This window comes from Vibrio sp. (assembly GCF_050299255.1).
In the GTDB taxonomy this organism is placed as follows: domain Bacteria; phylum Pseudomonadota; class Gammaproteobacteria; order Enterobacterales; family Vibrionaceae; genus Vibrio.
This window is the reverse complement of the sequence record NZ_JBNKVP010000065.1, coordinates 1-19,428: the sequence shown is the minus strand read 5'-3', so window position 1 is coordinate 19,428 and position 19,428 is coordinate 1. Positions and strand designations below refer to the sequence as shown.

Sequence of the window (19,428 nt, the reverse complement as noted above, 5' to 3'; positions counted from 1 at the left end):
GACCGCGACCCCGGATCGTTACTGGTATGGCGCCAAGCCGGAAAAAGTACTGTCTATTAAAGGGGACAAAGCGCAGCAACTGATCCCTAAAATAGTCACTGCCGCAACACGCTATCCCTGGGCTGATGAATACACCTTGTTTCCCGGCCCCAACAGCAACACCTTTCCGGCCTGGATTGGTATTCAGGTTCCTGAGTTGGAACTCCAACTGCCGTTTCGGGCTATCGGCAGTGGCTATGCTCAGTGAGCGGGTTTAGTTAAGCAGAAACCTCACCCGGAAGACGTTACCCTGCTCTTGCGGATCTAACAGAGTCACCGTGGCGTTGTGCAGGCTGGCGATATACTGGGTTATCGCCATACCCAACCCGGCACCATCGCCTTTCTCGGTACTGCCACGATAAAAATTATCAAACAACTTGCTGCGATCAGCTTCTGCAATCGGACTACCGCTGTCTGCGACCAACACGTCGACTTGTTGCTCGCGCACGATTAGGCTGACATCTATATGGCTACCATGACCAGAATAGCGAATCGCGTTGTCGATCAGGTTGCGAAACAGTATCCCCAGCAGCAGCTCGTCACCGCTGAGCGTCACCTCTTCACCGTCAAAACCAAGCTTTTGCTGCTGGTGCAGCGCCACAGGAGCCAGATCTGCAATGGTCTGTTTCAGTACCTGGCTCAGCTCAACCGGCTGCTTGTCGATGTCGGTTAAGGTTTCGACTCGGGCCAGAGTCAATAGCTGCTGCAGCAACCGGTCCGTTCTGTCTATACCCTTCAGAATATGGTTCAGATCCTGTGCTAATTGATCTGCATTTTGGCTGTTTAGTGCATTTTCGGCATTCAGGCGCAACACGGTCAGCGGCGTTTTCAATTCATGGGCAGCCATGCGGGTAAAGCGCTTCTCATGCTGCCAGGCTTTTTCCAGTTGAGCCAAAAGTTCGTTGAGTGCGTTCACCAGCGGAGAAAGCTCCACAGTTGGGTCCTCAACATGAATGCGGTCCAGTTTCTGCGCACTTCTCTGATCAATGGCTGAGATCAGCGCCTGTATCGGTTTGAAGTTTCTGTCTATCAGCCACAACAGCAAAAACACCAGACACGGTATAAGCACCAGCTGTGGCAAAGTGGTAGAAAACACCACTTCGTCGATTACTTCACTGCGAATACGCTTCTTCTCTGCCACCAGCACGGATCGTGAAAGCTGGCCCGGCCCACTTTGCTGAAGCTGAAAGTAACGCCACTGACTTCCGTTAGCTTCGCCATAGCCATAGCCCTGAAAGCCTTCTGCAGGAGATAACGGCGGTAGGGTGTTGTCCGCGCTCCAGATCATCTTATCGCCGAGATAGAATTGATAGACGATATTCTGTTCATAAGGGTGACCGAACTGAGTCTCACCGTCTTCTTTTGATTCCGACAGACGGCTGAGGTTTTTCATCCAGCGGTCGTACAATTCCTGGCTGTGTAGCTGGGCAAACTCTTCCGGCGCGACGGCTGTGGCCATCAGCAATAATTTTGCCGATTGCCCTAACCTGGCATCATAAACTTCTTCCACTTCATGGCGGGCGGTGGACATACTCAGCACAAACGACACCAGTATCAGAGTACAGCTGAGTAGTATCACCGACAGGCTTAATCGGCGCTTGATTGAGAACTGGCGCTTATTTTTCAATGATATACCCCACTCCACGGATGTTTTTTATCATCTTGTTGGGTACTTTTTTGCGCAGGTTATGGATGTGGACTTCAATCGCGTTATCACTGCTGCCTTCATCCCAGCCGTGGATCGACTGCAATAGCTGCTCTTTGCTCATCACCCGACCAGCGTTGATCATTAAACTAACCAGGATTTTGAATTCGTTACGGGTGAGTTTCAGCGGTTGTTGGTTAAATCGAATCGACTGCTCAGCCAATGACAGTTCCAAATCGCCAACCCGAATCACTTCGCTGGCACTACCCGAATGGCGTCGAATGATCAGTCGTAAACGAGCCAACAACTCTTCCAGAGCGAACGGCTTGCCCATATATTCATCAGCACCGCCATCGAGCCCTTTCACCCGGTCCTGAATGTCATCCCGCGCAGTCAGAATCATTACGGGCAGGTCATGACCTGCGGCGCGGATTTGACTCAATACTGCTAACCCGTCGATATCGGGCAAGGTGAGATCGAGGATAACAGCGGTAAACTGCTCGGTGTTCAATGCAGAGGCAACACCGTTACCTTTTTCCAGCCAGTCAACCGTGTAACCCTGTCGGCTTAGCGATGTAGTAATAGATTGGCCGAGTAAAGTGTCATCTTCTACCAGCAAGATTCGCATAAAAAGTTCTGGCTCTTCCATAGCTTAGAGATAGTGCGAGTATAGCGAAATAACGACTGGCGGTGAGAAATAAAAAAGGTTCAGCTACCAACACCACGTTTGGCTACTGAACCGAATAAGCTTAACCCGATCACACTGAAGTTTCGCCAGGTTAAGCTGAGAGGAAACAGAACAATATTTTGCTACTGGCAGATTTGTGCGAGGCTCTGGCCCATTTGTTCAATAAACAGGTCCGCTTCCGCTTCGTTCCAGGCAAGCGACGGTCTCAGTTTCAGTACATTGCCGGAACCCTTACCTATCATTACCTTGCGCTCAAACATCGCGTTAACTACCTGATCGGTCAGTTCGATTGCTGGCGTTTTGCTTTCGCTGTCGGTCACGAACTCCAGACCAATCATCATGCCTTTGCCACGAACATCGCCGATCACCGGGTACTGTTTAGCTAAGCTGCGCAATCCATCTCGGATGTAATCACCAATGCGATTGCTCTTTTCAACCAGCTGCTCACGTTCAATCACATCCAGCACTGCCATACCTGCCGCACACGCTACCGCATTACCGCCAAAAGTGCTAAACAGCATTGGGTGACTGCCGTCCAGGAATTTCGCCAGCAGTTTACTGCTGAGGATAATCACTCCAAGCGGGTGGGCGTTGCCTACCGGTTTACCCATGGTAATAAAGTCAACGTTTTCATCTTTCAGACCGTTGGCACGGAAGCCCCAGAACTGCCCCATACGACCCAGTCCGGCTTGTACTTCATCGGCAATCACAAAGCCGCCGGCGGCATGAGTTTTTTCGGCTACCAGGTTGAAGTAGTTTGCCGGCACGGTCACCAGACCGTGGGCACACATGGCGGTATCTACCATAAAGGCGGCAGTGTTATAGCCTTTATCAGCCAGACTGGCGATGGCCGCATCTGCATCTGCAGCATACTTCTCAGCCGCTTGTGGGTCGCCGACATACGGCCCGCGGTAGCTGCCCGCTTCCCGTAGCAATTCGATATCATCTGGCCATTTCTCTTTTGGCAAGGCACCCCAGGTTTCGTGGGAAAGCTTAGTCGTCAGTTCAGTACAGCCGTGATAAGCATTTTCGATAATGATGCCGCCCTGATTGCCGCTGAGCAATTTAGATATCTGCATCGCCAGGTCATTGGCTTCACTTCCTGAGTTAACAAAGATACAGGTATCCAAGTGTTCAGGCAGATCCGCGGTTAAGCGTTCGGCATAGTCCGCCGCAATATCACACATGTAGCGGGTATTGGTATTCAGCGCCGCGGCCTGGCGTGCGATAGCTTTAACCACGTGCGGGTGGCTATGACCGACCTGAGGAACGTTGTTATAAGCGTCCAGATAAGCAATACCATCTGAAGTGTACATATAACCGCCCTGAGCACGGGTAAAGTGGATTGGTTTATCGTAGAAGTGCCAGATTTTGCCCAGTTTGGTTTCGCGTTTCTCAACCAGCTCATCATCACGATTTTCGAATACTTCACCATCGGTCCCTGGTGCATAAACCGGGAATCGACACGCTTCACGCAGACGGCGAACGGCTTCTTCACGTCCTACGGCATACAGCTTTATCAGCATTTCAGGGGCGGTATCGACATCTTCGATATGAGTGTTCTCTGAACCATCACGTAACTGACGAGAACAGACAATGATGGAAAATACGGCCAGTTGCAGCAACAATCCATCGTAACACAGGTCGATTTCGCTCTCTTCCAGCGGGAACTGGCTGTCAAAACCCGCTACCGCGTGGCACAGGTTGTCTAACGGATCGTCACCGCTGGCAAAGTTATCGGCACTTCCCACCACTTCAGCTACGATGGAGTTGTAGCCCATGTCACCAAAATCGATGATACCCGCAGGCACAGTGGCATCCGTTTCCGACACCAGTACGTTACCACTGTGGGCATCCTGATGGACAACCTGCCAGCGGGTACGATTCATTTCAGGTAAGGTGAAATTTTCTGCCCGATCGAGGATGTTGCTGCACAATTCGCGCAGATCAACATCTTGAACATCTTTCAGGTAACCGCGTAGTTCCAGCGCGCGGCTGATGTCCCACAGGTGCACATTGCTGGCACCGTAAGGGTGGAAGAAATTGCGCAGTGCCGTGGCTAAACGGCCCGTCATTGCACCTATGTTATAACGTGTTACAGGATTATGCGCCTCTGGCGTATCAATCATTACCCGGCCGGAAAGGAAAGTCAGAATACGAATCATGTGGCGCTGGCCATCTTCAGCTTCAATCCACTCATAGGCATTGCCTTGTTTAGATTCGATCATCCGTGGCACAAGAAGGTCCGGATCCTGGCGCGCAATGTGTTGCAACGCTTTCACCTGAAAATCCACTACGCCCTTCGCTTCAGTAGCGTTAGAAACCTTGACGACGTAATTGGCGCCGCCATTGACTTTTATCCGCCAGGACAAGTCCCGTTCACTTACTAATTCGTGATAATCACCACTGATTCCAAATAACTCGGATACCAGTGATTTAACCTTTTGCTCACTGAACTTAGGCAGGTTTCGCTGCATTAAAGCTTCAACGGTCATATTTAACTCCATTTGTCAGGTAGAGGAGCGTGCGACTGGACTCAGGTCCCTCTATATGAGTTCAGTACTCACACAATCGTTTTGCTCGACTCTCAGGTTGATATAGGTTTTCGCTCTATGTAGCTATTCTGCAAGCTTTTTGAAAGATGCGGAATATCCTATATGGGGTAGTTACTGCATTTGGGTTATATCATCACAGTGCCAAACGTAGTCATCTGCATATCTGTCTGCCCAGCCTGCTATACAGTACGGGTATTGTCTGTCGCCTCACTGAAATATCCTGTTGACGCTGTTAGCATCAATTCAAGATTGACCATCTTGAACGGTTACCAGGAAGTATATGGAGAGCATATGGAAGCCAAAATGATCATGTCATCCGCTGAGCCATCACAAGAGTTGATGTATTACAGCGATCTGTTTGCCGATGTCGTGTCGAGCATCGGCCAGGACAATTTCGCCGAAAAACTGACTACCACTTTAAAACAGCTGGTGGTGTGCGACGAAATAGTCTTTACTCTGTTCGCCGACCGACCGCAAATTTTGTATTTTGAACAGAAGGTTAAGCCGTTCCCGCAGGATTTTGATACCTATCTGGCCGGCGCCTTTCTGATCGACCCTTATTATCGTGCGGCCCGTGAGCACCAGATAAGTGGTTTTGCCAGTTTTGTCGATTTGGCACCTGAAGGTTTTGTCGATAGCGAGTACTACCAACAATATCTGATCCGCACCGGTTTGATTGACGAGTGTGGCTATCTGATCCACTTTGAGAGTGGCCATTTCCTTAATTTATCGCTCGACAGAAGTAAAACCTACCAGACGTTTTCTGAGCAGGAACTGGATATCTTGAGTCAGGTCAGTTCACTAGTTGAAGCTTTATGTATTAAACATTGGTCTAAGCAAGTGAGCCAAATGGCGGCTGGAACGAAAACATTGAGTTTTCAATTAGATGAAGCTTTGGAGTGTTTTGGCGGATCGAAACTGACGCCACGTGAAGCGGAAATTATCCGGCTGTTGCTGAAAGGACATTCTTCGAACTCAATTGCGGAAAGGCTGGATATTTCTTCTGAAACGGTTCGAATCCATCGCCGCAACAGTTATCGCAAATTGGATATCGGCAGTCAGTCTGAGCTGTTCCACCTGTTTATCGATTCGTTAAAACAATTTGAAAATTACGACGGCGGCGATCCGCTGGAAAACTACTTCTAAATTTCCCCGCGACCAATAAAAAACTCGCCGGGTAAAACCGGCGAGAAAGACTCAATTACAACGTAGGCTCGTTTATGATGATTTTAGCTGCATAATTACAGCTTTAGTCTCAAGGAAGTGTTGTAATTGCTCTGCTCCTAAGTCTTTGCCTATTCCAGACTGTTTGTATCCACCAAACGGTAACGCCGGATCCAACGCATCGTGGGTATTCACGCACACCGTACCGGCATGCAACGCTTTCACCACGCGATGGGCGCGAGACAAATCCTGAGTAAACACAGAAGCCGCTAGGCCATAGATATTGTCATTGGCCAGTTCGACCGCTTCCGCTTCAGAATCAAACGGCGCAACCGTCAGGACCGGACCAAAGATTTCTTCCTGGACAATGCGCATGTCATTGCGGGTATCAGCAAAGAGCGTCGGTTCAACAAAGTAGCCGGGACGATCGACTTTATTACCACCGTAAACCAGCCTCGCCCCTTCTTGTACACCGATATTGATATAGTTAAGGATGCTTTCAAGCTGATTGGCTGAGATCTGCGGCCCCTGGGTGACGCCCGGTTGCAGCGGATCGCCAATGACCACATCCTGTAGTGACGCCGCCAAAGCATCAAGCGTCTGCTGGTAGATAGCGCGATGGACATACAAGCGTGAACCGGCGGAACAGACCTGGCCGGAGTTGAAAAACACACTCTGGTGCGCCGCAGCCACGATATCGTCGATATCGGCATCTTCAAACGCCACCATGGCCGATTTACCACCCAGCTCCAGAGTAATGTGGGCCATATTATCCAGCGCCGCTTTACCGACCAGCTTGCCAACCGGTGTCGAGCCGGTGAACGACACTTTGTTGATCTCAGGGTGGCTAACCAGATGCGCGCCCACAACAGAGCCGAATCCGGTAATCACATTGATGACACCGTCTGGCAATCCCGCTTCCTTCCAGATTTTCATCAGGTAGAGCAGGCTGATAGGGGTAATCTCAGCCGGTTTGATCACGACCGTACATCCCACAGTAAGCGGTGCAATCAGTTTCCAGATCGCCATATTGAGTGGCCAGTTCCAGGGTACAATGGCTGCCACGACCCCGACCGGTTCTTTCAACGTATAGCCGAACGTTTCGCCCGGCCAGGAAAGCGTACGGGTGGCGCCGTCTATTTTGGTCGCCCAGCTGCCCATATAGCGGATAAAATCGATAGAACCTTGGATATCCACCACTTTGCAGCCTTCCAAAGCCTTACCTGCGTTGATGGCTTCCAGTTCAGCAAGCGTATCTGCATGCTGCTCCATGGCATCCGCCAATTTCATCAATAGCGCCTGGCGTTCCAGTGGCTTCATCGCCGCCCATTCAGGAAACGCCTGACGCGCCGCCATGACAGCATCATCGACATCTTCGATACCCGCACTGGGGACCGCCAATAACTGGCCTTCGGTGGCAGGATCGAACACGTCGAACTGTTCGCCCGACCTGGCCGGTACAAATTCACCATTGATGAACATAGGTTGAAAGGGTTGCGCCAAAAACTGCCGGGTTTCATCCGTGACGCCATATTGATCGAGCATTTTCTCAGTGATGGTATCCATGCGAGCCTCCGTCTATCGCTTAATCTTGCAGGTTTTCTACCAGGTCGTAATGCCAGATCTTGGCGATGATTTTCCACTCACCGTTAAACTTCATTAGAGTTAAATCATCGGTAAACAGTTTTGGTACAAACAGTTCTCGGGTTTGCAGCACGGCAGTCGTCGGGCTGCTGATTTGAATCGACAACACTTCGTCTCGGCGTGGTTGATTGGTTTCAGCCGGGGCAGCACGACCGGCAACCAGCTCCAGATAGGTCGCCACATCCATAGTGGTGTGTTGATCATCGGTATTACAGTGCAAACCGGCTTGAGGATGGAAAATTTCAGCAAACAATTCTGATTTACCAAAATACAGGGCATCAAAGTACTTTTGTGCCAGTTCACTGATCTCTTGAATGTCCTTGTTCATAACTGCTGGGTTCCTGTTGGGTTTAGGGTTATTCACTAGACTAAGTTATAACCAGCGAAGGAAAAATCACCCTAGGAAGGTAGATGACCAAACAGCAGGCACAAAAAAGCCGGGCATATACGACCCGGCAACAGACAACCATTGTCAAAAATTGAATTAACCTGCCACAGGCTCTTCCAGGCGGACGTCACGCTCAGTGACACCCTCTTTATTCGCCAGTTCCAGAACCGCATTAAGCATCACGTCCACTCCGGCAGTTGCCTGTTCAGCAGTGATTGACTCTTTCGGGTTGTGGCTGACACCATCTTTGCAGGGAACAAAGATCATCCCGGTTGGGCAGACTTGGTTGAGATACACCGCATCGTGACCGGCTCCGCTGACGATGTCACAGTAACGATAGCCGCCCTGCTCCGCCGCACGGCGAATCGCTGCAGTACACTCTTTATCAAACACCTGCGCTTCGGCGATGCCAAATTCTTCGCGGGTGATCTCAAATCCCAGCCGGCTTTCTACTGCGGCCACTGCATCAAAATCGGCGACCAGCTCTGCCAGTTTATCCGGATCAGGATGGCGAAGATCCAGCGTGAATTCGACTCGGTTAGGGATAGTACTGTGTGACGACGGATAGGCATTCATCACACCGATAGTGGTGCAGGCACCCGCCATGGCGTTACCTTCGTCGTAGGCCCGTTGCAGCAAACGTGTCGCGCAAGCCAGCGCATCGGTACGATTAGGCATAGGCGTTGTGCCGGCGTGGGCGGGTATGCCACGAACAGTCACGTTGCTCCAGTTCATGGCCTGAGAACCGGTCACTACACCCACTTCCATCTTTTTGTGTTCCAACACCGGCCCTTGTTCAATGTGTAATTCAATAAAAGCGTGGAATTTCCGTTTGCCGACTTCAACGCTGCCCCGGTAACCAATCGCATCTAACGCATCGGCAAAACTGACGCCTTCATCATCGGTTTCCGCCAGAATATCCTCTTCTTTAAATATGCCGGCATAGACACCAGACGCCGCCATCGATGGCAGAAATCGGCTGCCCTCTTCATTGGTCCAGACAACGATCTGAATTGGGCGACGGGTAGTAATGTTGGCTTCATTGAGCGCACGTACCACTTCCAGTCCACCTAATACGCCTAGAATACCGTCATATTTACCGCCAGTTGGCTGAGTATCCAGGTGGCTACCCATCGCCACGGGTAGCAAGGAATTATCCAACCCAGGGCGAGTAGCAAATATGTTGCCCAGCCGGTCGATTTCAACCGACATGCCCGCGTCTTCACACCAGCGGATGAAAGTGTCGCGACCTACTTTGTCTGCTTCAGTAAGGGTTTCACGGTTAACACCGCCATCACCGGTTGAACCAATCTGGCCGTGTTCTTCCAGACAGTCCCAGAGACGGTTTTGATTAACTTTTGCTGTCATTGATACGCTCTCCATCAATAAACAAAGGCACCGCCACTCACCGCTTTTTCCGAAGGTTCGGACGTGAATGCAGGCACCTCTACTAAGTCAGATTAAATTGATCAGGTTGCTCAATTAAACACTGGCAACCGCTTCACGGTCGGCTTGGTATTCGGCATCGGCCACCAACAACGCTTCGTCCAGGATAGACAGCAGTTCATCCAACTGTTCAGCCGAAATGATCAGTGGTGGAGCCAGGAACAGTGAAGTCTGCTCGCCGGAAGTACCGATCATCGCACCCAGTTCCAGTGCACGGTTGGCCACTTTAGACGCGATTGGCGTTGAACCTGTGGCGATTTGCCAGTTGCGCCAGTCTGGACCATGTAATTCTACTGTCCAGTGCAGACCACGTCCGTCGACTCGGCTAACTGCCGGGTGAGACTCAGCAATGTCTACCAGACGCTTGTGCATCTGGGTTTCCAATTCACACACATGTGCCAGCAGATTTTCAGTTTTCAGCACATCCAGGTACGCACGGGTTGCAGCGACCTGCATCGGGTGACCACGGAAAGTCGAGTAGGTCTGCCAGCTTTTGTCGTTCATGTCATCCATGATGTCTTTCGACAGCACCACCGCACCGCCTGGCATTGCACCGCCGCCAATAGGTTTACCCAGAGTGACGATATCCGGACGCGTTTTACCGCCCTGGAAAGCAAACATAGATTTGCCGTGACGGCCGAGGCCAGTTACTACTTCATCAGCAATCCAAAGTGATCCGGCTTTACGCGCGGCATTGGCCACCAGATCCTGATATTCAGGCAGGTAGTATTTGCCGCCCTGGGTGTAGTCGATAATGGTAGCAGCCGTGTCAGATAGCAGCTCTTCAGCGCCTGCCAGATAGTCCTGCATAGACGCTGGTGGGGTTTGTCCGCCATATACCGCACTGATTGGCGCAGGTAGAGTTTTAACATCGAAAGTGGTTGGTACCGGGCGGTTGTTACCATCAGCAACCGACAGGCCGCCATGCCAGTGAGGCTGTACCGTCATGTGTAATGACAAGCCAGTCATGCCGTGGTAGGCACGGTCACGGGTTGCCAGCGCAGTACGGCCAGTGTAAGCCTGGGCGAAAGACAGCGCCAAATCATTGGCTTCTGAGCCCGACAGGAAGAAACGTACCCCGCCTACCCAGTCTTCACCGGCAAAGGCGAAGTCTATTAACTCTTCCGCCGCTTTTTCACGCTCGGCCCAGAACCAGCCTTCGTTAATGACCGGAATACGTCTGGCTGCATCTACCATAGCTTCAACCATACGTGGGTGTTGGTGACCCAGTGGTCCGCCGGTGTTACTACCATCTAACACTTTACGGCCGTCTTCCAGATGGAAATAGACACCTTGTCCGCCGACGACTTTAGTGACTTTGTTTTTGCCTGCGTTTAGGCCGGTATAAATCAGTTTGCTCATTGCAGTACCTCCCTGGAAATATCGCTGCAGTCTGTAATTGTTTAACCATCCGTTGGTGGTTGTTGCAGTTAAAGCAACGCAGAGACAGGATGGTCTCCTCCAACAGATGTTGAAATTGACTAGCGGTCGAACCTCATTGCCGATTGTTGAATGAGCGTGGAGTGACCCTCACAGCCATAAAGCCATTTAATCAGTCGGAAAGAACCCCTGCCATACCGCAGCAGGGGTAGTACACATGAAAGGGTTAGTTGATTGATGTCGCGGTGATATAAAGAAAAATGGCGTATTCGACCAAAGCCCGGTGTTGCGCTCGTCTTCAAACAGCGCCTTTTGGAGCTCGGCAAGGATCTCCTCATTGCGGTGTCCCAGAGAGTGTACGCCCCCAGCATTCCCGCAGTCGATAACCTTATGGTTTCCCTCAAGATTCCACAAGTACACACCTTGCCGACGACCGATAACAAATTCTGCACCTTTGTTGCGCTGACGCTGTGCATTAGAGCGCCAGGAGCGCTCAATGTATGCATCCAGCACTTCACTACTGGTTTTTAAAGATGTCATCGGCCTAACCTCACAATTTACCTTGCTGCTCCAGTGAATCAGCAGTGATACACAGAATTTCGAACATCAGGTTCGCTACCGTGACACAAGTGATACCAGTTGGATCCAGTGTCGGAGTGATTTCACAGATGTCTGCACCGACGATCTCTTTGCCCTGTAGTGCACGCAGAATCACCTGCATGTCACGCGGAATGATGCCGCCCACTTCTGGTACACCGGTACCTGGCATAAACGCTGGGTCCAGGCCGTCAATATCGATAGAGATATAGATTGGACCATCACCTAACACGTCACGAATTTTCGCAATTGCTGCGTCACGGCCCATTTCGTCATATTCGTCCATGGTAATAACGGTGTAGCCCTGCTCGTATGAATAGTCGATGTCTTCTGCAACGAAACGGCTGCCGCGCATACCTATTTGCAGTACGCGTTTTGGATCCAGCAGGCCTTCTTCCAACGCCCGGCGCATGAAGGTGGCGTGGTTAACTTTGTCTTCACATAAGCTGTCCAGTACGTCACCGTGGGCATCGACGTGCAGAATACCAACCGGCTGGTCTTTTGCCAGTGCACGCAGGATTGGCAGAGGAATAGTGTGGTCACCACCAATCGCGATTGGCGTGATGCCTTTTGCTTTCAGATCAGCGAAATAGTTTTCGATCTGGTCGATGGATTTATCTTTGCTCATCGGGTTGATTGGGCAATCACCGATATCCGCCACGTTGGCGATTTCAAAGGGCTTGATACCACTGACAGGATGCACTCGGCGAATGAGACGAGATGATTCACGTACGCCGGAAGGTCCTTGACGTGCACCGCTACGATAGTTCACGCCCAAGTCAAATGGTACGCCGACCAGACCGATATCCAGTTCTTCGGTCGCCTCAAAACGCTTACTGCGCATAAAAGTCGCGACGTCCGCGAAACGTGGTACTACTGCTGGATCGGTTGGTTGGTATTTTTCATTTTTGGCCATGATGGTTCTCCCTGTTAGTCGCCGTATTGTTACCGCGACATCAACTTCAACTTGGTTTGACATACAACTTGCTTGCCTGGTTTGTGTTCACCGACCAAAGCCTAGGCATGCTTATAAGCTAAAGGAGTTTGTTGTTGGCAAAAATAACCTTGCGGGGGTAGCTGGTGTTTTTTATTAAATAACAGTTAGATAGGTAATGTTTTTGGACAAATGAACTAAAGTAACCCACTGAAAATTCAGTGGGCCACCTTAACTTCTATTAAATTTATTGCCTGCATTGGCTAGCCTGTTGTCAGTGATGAATTCAGGCTAATGAGCCAAGCTATGAGCGCTAAATTTCTGCGCAGTGCCAGAATTACAGTCCACCCATACAGATGTACTTGGTGTCCAGATATTCATCCATCCCTTGATGGCTGCCCTCACGGCCAACGCCGGATTGCTTCACGCCGCCAAATGGTGCCACTTCGGTTGAGATAATGCCTTCATTGATGCCTACCATGCCGTAATCCAGCTGCAGAGCCACGTTCCAGGCCTTAGCGACATCCTGGGTATAGAAGTAACTCGCCAGGCCAAATTCGGTATCGTTACACCAGCGGACCACCTGGTCGACGTCGCTAAAGCGACATACCGGCGCTACAGGGCCAAAGATTTCCTGCTGCATGATTGGGTTTTCATGCCTGACATTGGTCAGCAGCGTCGGTTGATAGAAATTACCACCCAGCGGATGCGGCTCCCCCCCGACTTCCAGCGTCGCGCCAGCAGCGATCGCTTGTGCCACCAGTTCAGTCACTTTGTTAACCGCCGCACTATCGATCATAGGGCCAATTTGTGCGCCTGGCTCCAGGCCGTCGCCTACTTTCAGCTCAGAGATAGCCTGGGCAAATTTAGCGACAAACTGGTCGTAGATTTCATCGGCGACATAAAATCGGTTGGCGCAAACACAAGTCTGACCGGCATTACGGAATTTGCTGGCAATGGCACCGGCCACGGCTTTATCCAGGTCGGCATCGGCGAATACCACGAAAGCCGCGTTTCCGCCCAGCTCCATTGAGACTCTCTGTACCTGGCTGGCGCTCTGCTCCATCAGCAGTTTGCCGACCCGGGTTGAGCCGGTAAAAGATATTTTGCCAATTAACGAATGTTGACTGAACATCTGACCCACCATTGGGGCATCATTCGAGCACACGACAGGGAATATTTCCTTCGGCACACCGGCACGGTAAGCCAGTTCGGCAATTGCCAGCGCGCTCAGCGGCGTATTCGGGGCCGGTTTGCTGATAAATGCGTTACCGGAAGCCAACGCAGGGGCCGCTTTACGGGTGATCATCGCAATTGGGAAGTTCCAAGGGGTAATCGCCGCGGCTACACCAATTGGCTGTTTTACTGTGATCAGTTGACGCCCTGGAACCGGAGCGGGAATGGTATCCCCATAGGCACGCTTGGCCTCTTCGCCGAACCACTCAACAAACGAGGCCCCATAAGCCACTTCGCCTTTCGCTTCTGGCAGTGGTTTACCTTGCTCAAGCGTCATGATTAAGCCCAGGTCATCGGTCGCGCCAGTAATTAAGTCAAACCACTTACGCAAAATCACACTACGCTGTTTGGCGCTAAGCGCGGCCCAATCTGGCTGTCCGGCATGGGCGGCACGGATCACAGCATCAATATCGTCTTTGGTCTGATCTTTGATGGCGGCCAGCGGCTGTTGATTAGACGGGTTAATAACCACAATTTCAGCTTCACGACTGCCAGGGGCAAACGCAGCCTGCAGTAATTTAGGGTCCTTTAATTGGTTTATCCATTCCATGTTTAGCTCCTGCTGCACTCAATGATTAAAGGGAAATTTTGCAGTCAAGATAAGCGGGGATATCGTCAGTCACCATTCCCTCTTAGGGTTAGCTCCGGTCTATTTTGGTGCAATTGGGTGGTTGTAAAGCTCTGTTCACGTTTTAGCAATTCAGACCCACACAAAGTAAAACCCAGCCATCACGGTTACATTTTATGTAATTTTACAGCTGGTATATTAATTGCAACTTTTTTAAGTTGTCCAAGCAGGACGTCGTTTGCAAGAGTGCATTCAAACAGAGAAAGCGCTTTTTAACGACACTTCCTGGCTGAGTCAATTCATCCTGCTAACTCAGAGGGGGTATACCCAGCAGGGCAACTGTTATTTACATTTATTTCACAATTAGGCTGTCTCCTGAGGTATTAGGTACAGCAAATTTCATCAATACAGGCCCCAATCCAACGACAGCAAGTGAGGTGTAACATGGAAGCCGCCAAACTTCTCGATAACCAGGCTACAGAGCCAAGTAAGCTGAGTAGCAATAGTCGCAACAATGATGTAAGCGTGACGTTATTCAATCAACCAGAAGCACAGACAACACCCATTCTGTCGGTGAAAAATCTGTGCAAAGATTTTAGCGGCCATCTGGCTGTCGACAACCTCAGTATCGATATCCAGCAAGGTGAAATATTTGCCCTGCTTGGCGGTTCAGGTTGCGGTAAGTCAACGCTGCTGCGCATGTTGGCCGGGTTCGAAAAGCCGACGTCAGGCCAGATATTGCTAAATGGCGAAGACCTGGCCGATATCCCGCCCCATAAGCGCGCCATCAACATGATGTTTCAGTCTTATGCCCTGTTCCCGCATATGACGGTAGAAAAAAACATCGCCTTTGGACTGACTCAAGATCGTGTACCCAAAAAGGAAATTAAAGCCCGGGTAGACGAAATGCTGGAGTTGGTTCATTTGACCCAATACGCCAAACGCAAGCCTCACCAGCTTTCTGGTGGACAGCGCCAACGGGTTGCTCTGGCTCGTAGCCTGGCCAAGCGACCTAAGTTGCTGCTGCTGGACGAACCTATGGGTGCACTGGATAAGAGCCTGCGGGAAAAGATGCAGTTAGAAGTGGTCGATATTCTGGATAAAGTTGGTGCAACCTGTGTGATGGTAACCCACGATCAAGAAGAAGCGATGACCATGGCCAGCCGTATCGCCATCATGAACCAGGGCCATTTTGTCCAGATAGGTGAGCCATCACAAATCTACGAATACCCGAACTCTCGCTTCAGCGCGGAATTTATCGGTTCGGTTAATATCTTTGAAGGCACGGTAGGCATGAACCGCTCCGATTCATCCATTATCAATTGCCCAGCTCTTCCGTTCCCGATTCACTTAAAACACGGTGTATCTAATGCCGTTGGCCAAAGCCTGATGATCGCACTCAGACCGGAAAAAATCTCCATCAGTTTGCCTAAAGAAGGCCAGGCCAACTCTTGTGTCGGCGTCATTAAAGACATCGCCTACATGGGTAGCCAGTCTATCTTCCATGTTCAGTTGCCAAGTGGTCAGGTCGTGATCGTTACCCGTCCTAACCAGCAACATGTTGACCAAAGTGAACTGCATTACAAACAGCAAGTGAGCTTAAGTTGGAGTGCCGAAAGCAACCGAGTGGTGAAATTATGACTAGTCTATTATTGCCTGCCCCGTTAGCGAGGCTGCATACCAGCAAATGGTTTCCTACCTCTAAATGTATGGTGCTGGCCATTCCTTATTTATGGATGTTGCTGTTCTTCTTAGTGCCGTTTTTTATCGTATTTAAAATCAGCCTAAGTGAAGCCGCGATCGCCATTCCACCCTATACAGAACTGGTCAATTATGTTGACGAGCAACTAAGATTACTGCTCAACATTGCCAACTATGCCCTGCTGTTCGAAGATGATTTTTACACCAGCGCCTATCTGCGCTCACTAAAAGTCGCCACCATCGCCACCGGTTTATGTTTCTTAGTCGCTTACCCTATTGCCTGGGCCATCGTCCATTCCAAACCTTCGACGCGTAACATCCTGTTGATGTTGGTGATTTTACCATCCTGGACCAGTTTCTTGATCCGGGTCTACGCCTGGATTGGTATCCTGAAAAACAACGGCATCCTAAACAATATGTTGATGGCAGTCGGTGTTATCGACGAGCCAGTTAAAATGCTCTATACCGATACGGCTATTTACGTGGGTATCGTCTATTGCTATCTGCCGTTTATGGTTTTACCTCTCTACACCGCACTGATGCGGGTTGACTACTCACTCATTGAAGCGGCCAAAGACCTTGGCGCAGGTCCAATAACCATTCTGTTTAAGATTCTGCTACCTCTGACCAAAGCAGGCATTATTGCCGGTTCTATGCTGGTGTTTATTCCTGCGATTGGTGAATTCGTTATTCCAGCCCTGCTTGGCGGTCCGGATTCAGTCTTGATTGGCGGGATATTGTGGAACGAGTTCTTTATGAATCGTGACTGGCCAGTTGCATCCGCAATCGCGACTGTGATGTTACTGATGCTGCTAGGACCAATACTGCTGTTTTATCGTTACCAGAAAAAAGACATGGGGGCAGCCTGATGAACGAAATACCTGTAATTAATCATCCTTTTAAATGGACAGTATTGATTCTCGGTCTGGGATTCTTGTACCTGCCAATATTGTCATTAATCATCTATTCATTTAATGAAAACAAACTGGTTACTGTCTGGTCAGAGTTTTCTTTCAAGTGGTATGGTGAGCTGTTCCGCGACCAGGCGTTAATGGAAGGCATTTTGTTCAGCCTGACCGTCGGGGTGTTAGCCGCCTCTACCGCGGTCGTTATTGGCACGGTAGCAGGATTTGTCATCACTCGATTTGGCAAATTTAAAGCGGAAAACAGTTTTGCTCTGATGATCACCGCGCCGCTGGTTATGCCGGAAGTGATCACCGGGCTTTCGCTGATGCTGCTGTTTATCTCGCTCGGCAATGTGTTTGACCTGTTTTCTAACCGGGGTCTGCACACCGTCTGGATTGCCCACACTACGTTCTGTACCGCGTATGTGACCGTAGTGGTGAGTTCCAGGTTGAAAGAGCTGGATCTCTCCATTGAAGAAGCGGCGATGGATTTAGGCGCACCGCCGTGGAAAACCTTCTTTGTGATTACGCTGCCGAGTATCTTGCCCGCCATCATCGCCGGTTGGCTGCTCGCCTTTACCCTATCGCTCGATGATCTGGTTATCGCCAGCTTTGTGAGTGGCCCTGGCGCGACTACCCTGCCAATGGTGGTGTTCTCCAGCGTCAAACTGGGGGTCAATCCGAAGATCAATGCCCTATCCAGCATTATTGTCGCCGTAGTTTCAGTGGCCGCATTCATCGCCTGGTGGCTAATGGCTAAAGCCGAAAAAAGGCGACTGCAAGAGATGCAACAACTTAACGCCAACATCAAATCATAACTTTCACAGCAAGCTGCACCGTTTTGGTACAGCTTGCTTTTTATTAGCGCAAAAACGCGCGGTCGAACCTGAATTCTTAGCTGGATATAACTCAATAAGGGGATGGTTAACAAACGCTCGAATGTTAACAATAAATTAACACCGGAAAACACACTAAGTGGCAATCAGGCTGGTCTCACCCTGCTGTATTTCAGTCTCGATTCCGACAAGGAGGTCCAAATGCGTAAAACACACATCGCTATCACTTTTGCTTCACTTTTCGCGGTTACTTCAATGGCAACGGCCAAAGAAGTTAACGTGTACAACTGGTATGACTATATCGCTGGTGACACGATTCCAAACTTTGAAAAAAGTACCGGTATCAAAGTTCGCTACGAAACCTATGACTCCTACCAAATGGCGGAAACGAAAATCATGACCGGTAATAGCGGTTATGACATTATTTACTACGAAGGTTCCAGCCACAAAATTGCCCAGCACATCAAAGCAGGCGCTTATCAAAAACTCGATAAGTCAAAACTGCCAAACTACAAATATCTGGATCAACACTCAAGAAAATGGATAGCTGCGTTTGACCCGCAAGCCGAGTACGGTGTGCCTTACCTTTGGGGTACTACGGGTATCGGTTATAACCCTGAACTGGTGAAGAAATACGCGGGTGACGTACCAACCGATAGCTGGAAACTGCTGTTTGATCCGGCAATTGCTAAAAAGCTCTCCCAGTGCGGCCTGACCATGATGGATGACCCAATGGAAGCCTATGGTGCTGTACTGTCTTATTTAGGTAAAGATCCTCAGGAAGTCAGCATTGAGAACCTTAAGTTGGTTGAAGAGCATCTGATGAAGATTCGCCCTTACATTACCTACTTTGATGCATCTCAGGTGATCACAGACTTGGCAAACGGCGACACCTGCGTGGCGCATGCCTATAGCGGCGACGTGTTCATCTCGAAAGACCGGGCAGCAGAAGCCAACAACGGCAACGTGCCAACCTACACCATTCCAAAAGAGGGAGCCCGGGTATTCTTCGATGCCATGTACATCCCTGCTGATGCCAAAAACGTGGATGCAGCGCTGGCCTTTATGAATGACATGTTGGATCCAAAAGTCGCGGCGGCTAACAGTAATTACGTATTCTTTGCCAACCCGAATACCGAGGCACAACAGTACGTAGATCCAGAAGTGAAAAATGACCCAGGTATCTACCCGCCTGAGCAAGTGATGAACAAACTATTCACCCTGCCAGCCTACGACAACAAGTTTGGCCGCAAACTGCTACGTATGTGGAGCAAATTTAAAGCCGGTTAATGCTTACTGGAAAGAGTTAGACGCAAAAAAGAAGCGCACCTATTGGTGCGCTTTGTTTATATTTAAGCCGAGAGTTGTAAGGGCAAAAAATCAAAAAAAACCACTGGCTGCCCTGCTTATAAATGAGTGAGGCTTACTGCAACTTAACCACTTTGCCGGTTAAGGCTACGCCAGCTACAAACGTACCTGCACCACATTGAAAGGTTTCTTTACTGGAAGTCAGGTTATTTTTGTAGTTGGATTTGATTTCAACGACCGCGTTACCGCCCTCTTTAACTGCTCTATTCTTCAGTGCCATCATGGCCGAAAGGAATACCCAGTTGCACGCCTCTTGATCCGATTTGTTGAACGCATTGGTTTTCTTATTGGTCTTGAAGGTACTGTATTCCTTCTCAACTTTACCAAAAGACTG

The 19,428-nt window shown here is 50.0% G+C and carries 16 protein-coding genes and 1 pseudogene; 6 read left to right on the top strand and 11 right to left on the bottom strand.

The annotated features are described in order from the left end of the window. Window positions 1-247 (top strand): DUF3750 domain-containing protein (locus ACQY6F_RS14770; RefSeq protein WP_428775445.1); only part of this gene is annotated, 247 nt, incomplete at its 5' end. A 6-nt stretch (window positions 248-253) separates the two neighbouring features. Here ACQY6F_RS14770 and ACQY6F_RS14765 read toward each other — a convergent pair. From ACQY6F_RS14765 to ACQY6F_RS14755, 3 genes are all read right to left on the bottom strand, one after another. Beyond that, window positions 254-1,666, bottom strand: a complete 1,413-nt coding sequence (locus ACQY6F_RS14765; RefSeq protein WP_428775444.1) for an ATP-binding protein — start codon at window positions 1,664-1,666, stop codon at window positions 254-256. Then, complete coding sequence (locus ACQY6F_RS14760; protein WP_428775443.1) at window positions 1,656-2,312, bottom strand: response regulator; 657 nt, start codon at window positions 2,310-2,312, stop codon at window positions 1,656-1,658. Before ACQY6F_RS14760 ends, ACQY6F_RS14765 begins: the two co-directional genes overlap by 11 nt. Window positions 2,313-2,494: 182 nt before the next feature. After that, window positions 2,495-4,867, bottom strand: a complete 2,373-nt coding sequence (locus ACQY6F_RS14755; protein ID WP_428775442.1) for an aminotransferase class III-fold pyridoxal phosphate-dependent enzyme — start codon at window positions 4,865-4,867, stop codon at window positions 2,495-2,497. A gap of 351 nt (window positions 4,868-5,218) precedes the next feature. Here ACQY6F_RS14755 and ACQY6F_RS14750 point away from each other — a divergent pair, with 351 nt between their 5' ends. Then, on the top strand, window positions 5,219-6,073 hold the full coding sequence (locus ACQY6F_RS14750) for a helix-turn-helix transcriptional regulator (RefSeq protein WP_428775441.1): 855 nt from the start codon (window positions 5,219-5,221) through the stop codon (window positions 6,071-6,073). A gap of 72 nt (window positions 6,074-6,145) precedes the next feature. On the opposite strand, the gene ACQY6F_RS14745 is transcribed toward ACQY6F_RS14750, so the two are convergent. From ACQY6F_RS14745 to ACQY6F_RS14715, 7 genes are all read right to left on the bottom strand, one after another. Further along, on the bottom strand, window positions 6,146-7,657 hold the full coding sequence (locus ACQY6F_RS14745; RefSeq protein WP_428775440.1) for an aldehyde dehydrogenase family protein: 1,512 nt from the start codon (window positions 7,655-7,657) through the stop codon (window positions 6,146-6,148). A gap of 19 nt (window positions 7,658-7,676) precedes the next feature. Next, window positions 7,677-8,063, bottom strand: coding sequence for a nuclear transport factor 2 family protein (locus tag ACQY6F_RS14740; RefSeq protein ID WP_428775438.1), 387 nt, complete (start codon window positions 8,061-8,063; stop codon window positions 7,677-7,679). 156 nt (window positions 8,064-8,219) lie between these two features. Then, window positions 8,220-9,491 carry a Zn-dependent hydrolase gene (locus ACQY6F_RS14735; RefSeq protein ID WP_428775436.1) on the bottom strand — a complete coding sequence of 424 codons (1,272 nt, stop codon included), beginning with the start codon at window positions 9,489-9,491 and terminating at the stop codon, window positions 8,220-8,222. A gap of 114 nt (window positions 9,492-9,605) precedes the next feature. Further along, window positions 9,606-10,931, bottom strand: coding sequence for an aspartate aminotransferase family protein (locus ACQY6F_RS14730; protein WP_428775435.1), 1,326 nt, complete (start codon window positions 10,929-10,931; stop codon window positions 9,606-9,608). Window positions 10,932-11,117: 186 nt separating this feature from the next. Beyond that, window positions 11,118-11,489 carry a hypothetical protein gene (locus ACQY6F_RS14725; protein WP_428775433.1) on the bottom strand — a complete coding sequence of 124 codons (372 nt, stop codon included), beginning with the start codon at window positions 11,487-11,489 and terminating at the stop codon, window positions 11,118-11,120. A gap of 10 nt (window positions 11,490-11,499) precedes the next feature. Then, a complete protein-coding gene (gene speB, locus ACQY6F_RS14720) occupies window positions 11,500-12,462 on the bottom strand; it encodes an agmatinase (RefSeq protein WP_428775431.1) in 963 nt (320 codons plus the stop codon). Window positions 12,463-12,817: 355 nt separating this feature from the next. Continuing rightward, window positions 12,818-14,257 carry an NAD-dependent succinate-semialdehyde dehydrogenase gene (locus ACQY6F_RS14715; protein WP_428775446.1) on the bottom strand — a complete coding sequence of 480 codons (1,440 nt, stop codon included), beginning with the start codon at window positions 14,255-14,257 and terminating at the stop codon, window positions 12,818-12,820. A gap of 471 nt (window positions 14,258-14,728) precedes the next feature. Here ACQY6F_RS14715 and potA point away from each other — a divergent pair, with 471 nt between their 5' ends. From potA to ACQY6F_RS14695, 4 genes are all read left to right on the top strand, one after another. Next, window positions 14,729-15,925 carry a polyamine ABC transporter ATP-binding protein gene (gene potA, locus ACQY6F_RS14710; RefSeq protein WP_428775429.1) on the top strand — a complete coding sequence of 399 codons (1,197 nt, stop codon included), beginning with the start codon at window positions 14,729-14,731 and terminating at the stop codon, window positions 15,923-15,925. After that, complete coding sequence (locus tag ACQY6F_RS14705) at window positions 15,922-16,854, top strand: ABC transporter permease subunit (RefSeq protein WP_428775427.1); 933 nt, start codon at window positions 15,922-15,924, stop codon at window positions 16,852-16,854. Before potA ends, ACQY6F_RS14705 begins: the two co-directional genes overlap by 4 nt. Then, window positions 16,854-17,708 (top strand): ABC transporter permease subunit, encoded by an 855-nt coding sequence (locus ACQY6F_RS14700; protein ID WP_428775425.1) that lies wholly within the window; start codon window positions 16,854-16,856, stop codon window positions 17,706-17,708. Before ACQY6F_RS14705 ends, ACQY6F_RS14700 begins: the two co-directional genes overlap by 1 nt. Before the next feature lie 219 nt (window positions 17,709-17,927). Next, window positions 17,928-19,016, top strand: coding sequence for a polyamine ABC transporter substrate-binding protein (locus tag ACQY6F_RS14695; RefSeq protein WP_428775423.1), 1,089 nt, complete (start codon window positions 17,928-17,930; stop codon window positions 19,014-19,016). A 133-nt stretch (window positions 19,017-19,149) separates the two neighbouring features. On the opposite strand, the pseudogene ACQY6F_RS14690 reads toward ACQY6F_RS14695, so the two are convergent. Beyond that, window positions 19,150-19,428, bottom strand: a pseudogene (locus tag ACQY6F_RS14690) (excinuclease); the annotation flags it as partial.

Coding starts and splice junctions, on each gene's coding strand:
- ACQY6F_RS14750 (WP_428775441.1), top strand. CDS start 5,219: ATGGAAGCCAAAATGATCATGTCATCCGCTGAGCCATCACAAGAGTTG.
- ACQY6F_RS14705 (WP_428775427.1), top strand. CDS start 15,922: ATGACTAGTCTATTATTGCCTGCCCCGTTAGCGAGGCTGCATACCAGC.
- ACQY6F_RS14760 (WP_428775443.1), bottom strand. CDS start 2,312: ATGCGAATCTTGCTGGTAGAAGATGACACTTTACTCGGCCAATCTATT.
- ACQY6F_RS14740 (WP_428775438.1), bottom strand. CDS start 8,063: ATGAACAAGGACATTCAAGAGATCAGTGAACTGGCACAAAAGTACTTT.
- ACQY6F_RS14695 (WP_428775423.1), top strand. CDS start 17,928: ATGCGTAAAACACACATCGCTATCACTTTTGCTTCACTTTTCGCGGTT.
- ACQY6F_RS14725 (WP_428775433.1), bottom strand. CDS start 11,489: ATGACATCTTTAAAAACCAGTAGTGAAGTGCTGGATGCATACATTGAG.
- speB (WP_428775431.1), bottom strand. CDS start 12,462: ATGGCCAAAAATGAAAAATACCAACCAACCGATCCAGCAGTAGTACCA.
- ACQY6F_RS14735 (WP_428775436.1), bottom strand. CDS start 9,491: ATGACAGCAAAAGTTAATCAAAACCGTCTCTGGGACTGTCTGGAAGAA.
- ACQY6F_RS14745 (WP_428775440.1), bottom strand. CDS start 7,657: ATGGATACCATCACTGAGAAAATGCTCGATCAATATGGCGTCACGGAT.
- ACQY6F_RS14755 (WP_428775442.1), bottom strand. CDS start 4,867: ATGACCGTTGAAGCTTTAATGCAGCGAAACCTGCCTAAGTTCAGTGAG.
- ACQY6F_RS14700 (WP_428775425.1), top strand. CDS start 16,854: ATGAACGAAATACCTGTAATTAATCATCCTTTTAAATGGACAGTATTG.
- ACQY6F_RS14730 (WP_428775435.1), bottom strand. CDS start 10,931: ATGAGCAAACTGATTTATACCGGCCTAAACGCAGGCAAAAACAAAGTC.
- potA (WP_428775429.1), top strand. CDS start 14,729: ATGGAAGCCGCCAAACTTCTCGATAACCAGGCTACAGAGCCAAGTAAG.